The organism is Kineococcus terrestris, assembly GCF_041020755.1.
Lineage (GTDB): Bacteria > Actinomycetota > Actinomycetes > Actinomycetales > Kineococcaceae > Kineococcus > Kineococcus terrestris.
Genome location: NZ_JBEUEI010000063.1, coordinates 1 through 8,022 on the forward strand (window position 1 = coordinate 1; position 8,022 = coordinate 8,022).

Below are 8,022 nucleotides of genomic sequence, written 5' to 3' on the forward strand. Positions count from 1 at the left end.
CGCCGCGCGGCGGGGGGGCGCGGCCGGGGGGGGGGGGGGGGCCCCCCCCCCCCCCCCCCGGGGGCCCCGTCCCGGCCCGCGCGCGGCGGGCCGGGGGACGGGGCGGGGGCCTCAGCGGTAGTCGCTGCTGCCGTAGTCGAACTCCTCCAGCGGGACGGCCTGGCCGGAGCCCACGCCGAACTGCGCGTAGTCGACGTCGTCGTAGCCGGGCACCGAGTACATCTGCGCCTTGGCCTCCTCGGTCGGCTCCACCCGGATGTTGCGGTAGCGGGGCAGCCCCGTGCCGGCCGGGATGAGCTTGCCGATGATGACGTTCTCCTTCAGGCCGAGCAGCGGGTCGCTCTTGCCCTCCATGGCGGCGTTCGTCAGCACGCGCGTCGTCTCCTGGAAGGAGGCCGCGGACAGCCACGAGTCCGTCGCGAGCGACGCCTTCGTGATGCCCATCAGCTCCGGGCGGCCGGAGGCCGGCTGCCCGCCCTCCGCCATCACCCGGCGGTTCTCCTCCTCGAAGCGCGCGCGCTCGACGAGCTCGCCGGGCAGCAGCTCGGACCCGTTCTGCTCGATGATCGTCACCCGCTTGAGCATCTGGCGGACGATGACCTCGATGTGCTTGTCGTGGATCTGCACGCCCTGGGAGCGGTAGACCTCCTGCACCTCGTCGACCAGGTGCATCTGCACCCGGCGCGGGCCGAGGATGCGCAGCACCTGCTTGGGGTCGACGGCGCCCTGGACGAGCTTCTGCCCGACCTCGACGTGCGCGCCGTCCTCCACCAGCAGCCGCTGGCGCTTGGAGACCGCGTACTTGACCTCCTCCGAGCCGTCGTCGGGGGTGACGACGATGGAGCGGCCCTTGTCCGTGTCCTCCAGCGAGATCCGGCCGGCGACCTCCGAGATCGGCGCGTTCCCCTTGGGGGTGCGGGCCTCGAAGAGCTCCACCACGCGCGGCAGGCCGTGCGTGATGTCACCGGCCTCGGACGCGGCACCACCGGTGTGGAAGGTGCGCATCGTCAGCTGCGTGCCGGGCTCGCCGATGGACTGCGCCGCGACGATGCCGACGGCCTCGCCGATGTCGACGAGCTTGCCGGAGGCCAGCGAGCGGCCGTAGCACAGGGCGCAGGTGCCCACGCGGGACTCGCAGGTCAGGACCGAGCGGACCTTGACCGACTCGACACCGCGCCCGACGAGGTCGTCGATGACGACGTCGCCGAGGTCGGCGCCGGCGGCCAGGGCCACCTCGCCGTCCACCACGACGTCCGAGGCGAGGACCCGGGCGTAGACCGAGCTCTCGACGTCGTCGTGGCGGCGCAGCGAGCCGTCGGAGGCGCGCTCCGCGATGGGCATCTCCAGGCCGCGCACCGTGCCGCAGTCGTCCTCGCGGACGATGACGTCCTGGGAGACGTCGACCAGGCGGCGCGTGAGGTAGCCGGAGTCGGCCGTCCGCAGCGCGGTGTCCGCCAGGCCCTTGCGGGCGCCGTGCGTGGTGATGAAGAACTCCAGCACCGTCAGGCCCTCGCGGAACGAGGCCTTGACCGGGCGCGGGATGATCTCGCCCTTCGGGTTGGCCATCAGGCCGCGCATGCCGGCCAGCTGACGCATCTGCATCCAGTTGCCGCGCGCGCCCGAGGTGACCATGCGGGCGATGGTGTTGTGCGCGGGCATGGCCTGCTCGAGGTCGCGGGCGACCTCGTTGGTGGCCTGGGTCCAGATCTCGATGAGCTCCTGACGGCGCTCGTCGTCGGTGATCAGACCGCGCTCGTACTGCTGCTGGACCTTCTCGGCCTTGGCCTCGAACGTCTCCAGGATCGCCTGCTTGTTCGGCGGGTCGACGACGTCGGCGATGGAGACCGTGGTGCCCGAGCGGGTGGCCCAGTGGAAGCCGGCCTCCTTCAGGGCGTCCAGGGTCGCCGCGACCTGCACCTTGGGGTAGCGCTCGGCGAGGTCGTTGACGATCGCCGACAGGCCCTTCTTGTCCACCGCCACGTTGACGTAGCGGTAGTCCACGGGCAGGGCCTCGTTGAACAGCGCGCGGCCCAGGGTGGTCTCGACCAGCAGGTCGTCACCGGGCGCCCAGTCCTCGGGCAGCTCCCACTCCGGCTGCGGCACGACGCCCGACAGGCGGATGCGCACCGTGGCGTTGAGGTCGAGCTCCTTGGCGTCGAAGGCCATGATCGCCTCGGCGAGCGAGGAGAACACGCGGCCCGCGCCCGCCACGTCCTCGCGGTCGGCGGTCAGGTGGTAGATGCCGATGATCATGTCCTGGGTGGGCATGGTCACCGGGCGGCCGTCCGCCGGCTTGAGGATGTTGTTGGACGAGAGCATGAGGATGCGGGCCTCGGCCTGCGCCTCCGCGCTCAGGGGCACGTGCACGGCCATCTGGTCGCCGTCGAAGTCCGCGTTGAACGCGGTGCAGACGAGCGGGTGGATCTGGATGGCCTTGCCCTCGACCAGCTGCGGCTCGAAGGCCTGGATGCCCAGGCGGTGCAGCGTGGGCGCGCGGTTGAGCAGCACCGGGTGCTCGGTGATGACCTCGGACAGGACGTCCCAGACCACCGGGCGGGCGCGCTCGACCATGCGCTTGGCCGACTTGATGTTCTGCGCGTGCGACAGGTCCACCAGCCGCTTCATGACGAAGGGCTTGAACAGCTCCAGCGCCATCTGCTTGGGCAGGCCGCACTGGTGCAGCTTCAGCTGCGGGCCGACGACGATGACCGAGCGGCCCGAGTAGTCCACGCGCTTGCCGAGCAGGTTCTGGCGGAACCGGCCCTGCTTGCCCTTGAGCATGTCGGACAGCGACTTCAGCGGGCGGTTGCCCGGGCCCGTCACCGGCCGGCCGCGGCGGCCGTTGTCGAACAGCGCGTCGACGGCCTCCTGCAGCATGCGCTTCTCGTTGTTCACGATGATCTCGGGCGCACCGAGGTCGAGCAGGCGCTTGAGCCGGTTGTTGCGGTTGATGACCCGGCGGTACAGGTCGTTCAGGTCGGAGGTCGCGAAGCGGCCGCCGTCCAGCTGCACCATCGGGCGCAGGTCCGGCGGGATGACCGGCACGCAGTCCAGCACCATGCCCTCGGGCGAGTTGCGCGTGGTGAGGAACGCGGAGACGACCTTCAGCCGCTTCAGGGCACGGGTCTTGCGCTGGCCCTTGCCGGTGGCGATGACCTCGCGCAGGTGCTCGGCCTCGGCCTCCAGGTCGAAGCTCTGCAGGCGCTTCTGCAGCGCCGCCGCGCCCATGCCGCCCTCGAAGTACAGGCCGAAGCGCTCGCGCATGGCGCGGTAGAGCACCTCGTCGCCCTCGAGGTCCTGGACCTTGAGGTTGCGGAAGCGGTCCCACACGTTGGTCAGGCGGTCGATCTCGGCGTCGGCGCGACGGCGGATCTGCGCCATCTCGCGCTCGGCCGACTCGCGCACCTTGCGGCGCACGTCCGACTTGGCGCCCTCGGCCTCCAGCTCGGCCAGGTCGGCCTCGAGCGTCTTGGCGCGGGTCTCCACGTCGGAGTCGCGGCGGTTCTCGATCTCGCGCTTCTCGACCTCGATCTGGGCCTCGAGCGAGGACATGTCGCGCTGACGGCCCTCGTCGTCCACCCACGTGATCATGTAGGCCGCGAAGTAGATGACCTTCTCGAGGTCCTTGGGCGCCAGGTCCAGCAGGTAGCCCAGGCGGCTCGGGACGCCCTTGAAGTACCAGATGTGCGTGACGGGGGCGGCCAGCTCGATGTGGCCCATGCGCTCACGGCGGACCTTGGCCCGCGTGACCTCGACCCCGCAGCGCTCGCAGATGATGCCCTTGAAGCGGACGCGCTTGTACTTGCCGCAGTAGCACTCCCAGTCCCGGGTGGGACCGAAGATCTTCTCGCAGAAGAGCCCGTCCTTCTCCGGCTTCAGGGTGCGGTAGTTGATGGTCTCCGGCTTCTTGACCTCACCGTGCGACCACGTGCGGATGTCCTCCGCGGTGGCCAGCCCGATGCGCAGCTCGTCGAAGAAGTTGACGTCGAGCAACGTGATCTTCTTTCTGTCGTGTCCTGAGGTCTGACTGGTCAGAGGACCTCGCGGTCCCGGTGGCCGGCGGTGGCGGGCCGGGGGTGCTCCCCCGGCCCGCACCCGTCAGACCTCTTCGACGCTGCTCGGCTCGCGCCGAGCCAGGTCGATGCCCAGCTCCTCGGCCGCCCGGAAGACGTCCTCGTCGCTGTCGCGCATCTCGATGGCCATGCCGTCGGAGGAGAGCACCTCGACGTTCAGGCACAGGGACTGCATCTCCTTGATGAGCACCTTGAAGCTCTCGGGGATGCCCGGCTCGGGGATGTTCTCGCCCTTGACGATGGCCTCGTAGACCTTCACGCGGCCCAGCACGTCGTCCGACTTGATGGTCAGCAGCTCCTGCAGGGCGTAGGCGGCGCCGTAGGCCTCCAGGGCCCAGACCTCCATCTCGCCGAAGCGCTGGCCGCCGAACTGCGCCTTCCCGCCCAGCGGCTGCTGCGTGATCATCGAGTACGGGCCGGTCGAGCGCGCGTGGATCTTGTCGTCGACCAGGTGGTGCAGCTTCAGGATGTACATGTAGCCGACCGACACCGGGTCCGGGAACGGCTCGCCGGAGCGGCCGTCGAACAGCCGCGCCTTGCCGTCGCCCTGCACGAGGCGGTCGCCGTCGCGCGTGGGGCGGGTCGACTCGAGCAGACCGGTGATCTCGTGCTCGCGGGCACCGTCGAAGACGGGGCTGGCGACGCGCGAGCCGGCCGGCGCCGAGCGGATCTCCTCGGGGAGGAGCTCGGCCCACTCCGGCTGGCCCTCGACCTCCCACCCGCGGCTGGCGATCCAGCCCAGGTGCAGCTCCAGGACCTGACCGACGTTCATCCGGCTCGGCACGCCGAGCGGGTTGAGGATGACGTCGACCGGCGTGCCGTCCTCGAGGAACGGCATGTCCTCCACGGGCAGGATCTTGGAGATGACGCCCTTGTTGCCGTGGCGGCCGGCGAGCTTGTCACCGTCGGTGATCTTGCGCTTGTTCGCGACGTAGACGCGGACCAGCTGGTTCACGCCCGGGGGCAGCTCGTCGCCCTCCTCGCGGTCGAAGACCTTGACGCCGATGACGGTGCCGGTCTCGCCGTGGGGGACCTTCAGCGACGTGTCGCGGACCTCGCGGGCCTTCTCGCCGAAGATGGCGCGCAGCAGGCGCTCCTCGGGCGTGAGCTCGGTCTCGCCCTTGGGGGTCACCTTGCCGACGAGCAGGTCGCCGTCGCGGACCTCGGCGCCGATGCGGATGATGCCGCGCTCGTCCAGGTCGGCGAGGACGTCCTCGGCGACGTTGGGGATGTCGCGGGTGATCTCCTCCGGGCCCAGCTTGGTGTCGCGGGCGTCGACCTCGTGCTCCTCGATGTGGATCGAGGACAGGACGTCGTCCTGCACGAGGCGCTGCGACAGGATGATCGCGTCCTCGTAGTTGTGGCCCTCCCACGGCATGAACGCCACGAGCAGGTTGCGCCCCAGCGCCATCTCGCCGCCGTCGGTGGACGGGCCGTCGGCCAGCACCGTGCCGACCTCGACGCGCTGGCCCTCCTCGGCGAGCACGCGCTGGTTGTACGCGGTGCCGTGGTTGGAGCGGCGGAACTTCGCGACCCGGTAGGTCGAGGTCGTCCCGTCGTCGTTGCTGACCGTCACCAGGTCGGCGGAGACCTCGGTGGCGACACCGGCCTTCTCGGCCACCACCACGTCGCCGGCGTCGACCGCGGCGCGGAACTCCATGCCGGTGCCGACCAGCGGCGCCTCGGTGCGGACCAGCGGCACCGCCTGGCGCTGCATGTTCGAGCCCATGAGCGCGCGGTTGGCGTCGTCGTGCTCGAGGAAGGGGATCATCGCGGTCGCGACCGACACCATCTGGCGCGCGGCGACGTCCATGTAGTCGACCTCGTCGCGCGGGACGAACTCGGTCTCGCCGCCCTTGGCGCGCACCAGCACGCGGGCCTCCGCGAAGGAGCCCTCCGCGTCCAGCGGGGCGTTGGCCTGGGCGATGACGAAGCCGTCCTCCTCGTCCGCGGTGAGGTAGTCGACCTCGTCCGTGACGCGGCCCTCGACGACCTTGCGGTACGGGGTCTCGATGAACCCGAACGGGTTGATGCGCCCGTAGCTGGACAGCGAGCCGATGAGGCCGATGTTCGGGCCCTCGGGCGTCTCGATCGGGCACATGCGGCCGTAGTGCGACGGGTGGACGTCGCGGACCTCCATGCCGGCGCGCTCGCGGGACAGACCGCCGGGGCCCAGCGCCGACAGGCGGCGCTTGTGGGTCAGGCCCGCCAGCGGGTTGGTCTGGTCCATGAACTGCGACAGCTGGCTCGTCCCGAAGAACTCCTTGATGGAGGCCACGACGGGACGGATGTTGATGAGCGTCTGCGGCGTGATGGCCTCGACGTCCTGCGTCGTCATGCGCTCGCGCACGACGCGCTCCATCCGGGACAGGCCCGTGCGGACCTGGTTCTGGATGAGCTCGCCGACGCTGCGCAGGCGGCGGTTGCCGAAGTGGTCGATGTCGTCGACCTCGACGCGCACGTCGACGGGCTCGCCGCCCTTGACGCCCTGCATCGTCGTCTCGCCCGCGTGCAGCTTCACCAGGAACTTGATGGTGCGCACGATGTCGTCGACCGAGAGGACGCTGTTGGCCAGCGGCTCCTCCTGCCCCAGCTTCTTGTTCACCTTGTAGCGGCCGACCTTCGCCAGGTCGTAGCGCTTGGGGTTGAAGTAGAGGTTGTCGAGCAGGTTGCGCGCGGCCTCCTGCGTCGGCGGCTCGCCCGGGCGCAGCTTGCGGTAGATGTCCAGGAGGGCGTCCTCGACACCGGTGGTGTGGTCCTTCTCCAGCGTGGAGATCATCGACTCGTAGTCGGCGAACTCCTCGCGGATCTGCGCCTCGCTCCAGCCCAGGGCCTTGAGCAGCACCGTCACGGACTGCTTGCGCTTGCGGTCGATGCGCACGCCGACGGCGTCGCGCTTGTCGATCTCGAACTCCAGCCACGCGCCGCGCGACGGGATGATCTTGGCGGTCCACGTGTCGCGGTCGGACGTCTTGTCCGGCACGCGCTCGAAGTAGATGCCCGGCGAGCGGACCAGCTGCGAGACGACGACGCGCTCGGTCCCGTTGATGACGAAGGTGCCGCGGTCGGTCATGAGCGGGAAGTCGCCCATGAAGACCGTCTGGCTCTTGATCTCACCGGTGTTGCCGTTGATGAACTCCGCGGTGACGAAGAGCGGCGCCGCGTAGGTGAGGTCGCGCTCCTTGCAGTCGTCCAGGGAGTACTTGGCCGGCTCGAAGCGGTGGTCGCGGAAGGACAGCGACATGGAGCCGGAGAAGTCCTCGATCGGGGAGATCTCCTCGAAGATCTCCTCCAGACCGGAGGTGGTGGGGACGGCGAGTCCACCCTCCTGGGAGGCCGTCACCCGGTCCTGCCAGCGCTTGTTGCCGAGCAGCCAGTCGAAGCTGTCGGTCTGCAGCGCCAGGAGGTCGGGGACCTCAAGGGGTTCGTGGATCTTGCCGAAGGAGTACCGACCGGAGACGGTCAGCGCAGAGGTGCTGGGTGCGGACGCTGTGCGCGAGGCGGCCAAAGAGGGGTCCTTCCACGGGCCTGCGAACGTGACGCGCCACCCGCCCCACTCGGTCGTCCCACGGCGACGACCGGCTATATGACTCAGGGCAGCGCAAAACAGCAGGGTACCTTCGGCAGGCGCGGCTGTCCACCCCCTCTTCAGGGGCGCTCGCGCGGCACCGGCTCGGCCACCGACCTCGCTGTCGGCGCGGAGCGGGTGTCGTCCCGACCCGCCACGAGGATGGCCCCGAGCGGACCCGGCGTCAAGGCGGTCCGGCCCTCCTGGGGACGGCGTGTCGCCCGCGCGGCCCTCCCGGGTCCCTCACCAGGCCCTCACGAGCGCCCACGAGCCCCGCTCCCCCGCCCGGGCCCGGACGCGGGGGGGGGGGGGGGGGGGGCGGCGGGCCGGCCCCCCCGCCCGCGGGGGGGGCGGCGGGCCGCGGGGGGGGGGGGGCGGGGG

Annotated in this window: 2 protein-coding genes; both read right to left on the minus strand. The window is 70.5% G+C overall.

Features of this window, described 5'->3' with window-relative positions; all coding sequences use genetic code 11:
- Positions 1-111: 111 nt before the first annotated feature.
- Positions 112-3,993, minus strand: a complete 3,882-nt coding sequence (locus AB8M62_RS19895; RefSeq protein ID WP_369055807.1) for a DNA-directed RNA polymerase subunit beta' — start codon at positions 3,991-3,993, stop codon at positions 112-114.
- 105 nt (positions 3,994-4,098) lie between these two features.
- A complete protein-coding gene (gene rpoB, locus AB8M62_RS19900) occupies positions 4,099-7,581 on the minus strand; it encodes a DNA-directed RNA polymerase subunit beta (protein ID WP_369055808.1) in 3,483 nt (1,160 codons plus the stop codon).
- Between the last annotated feature and the right edge of the window lie 441 nt (positions 7,582-8,022).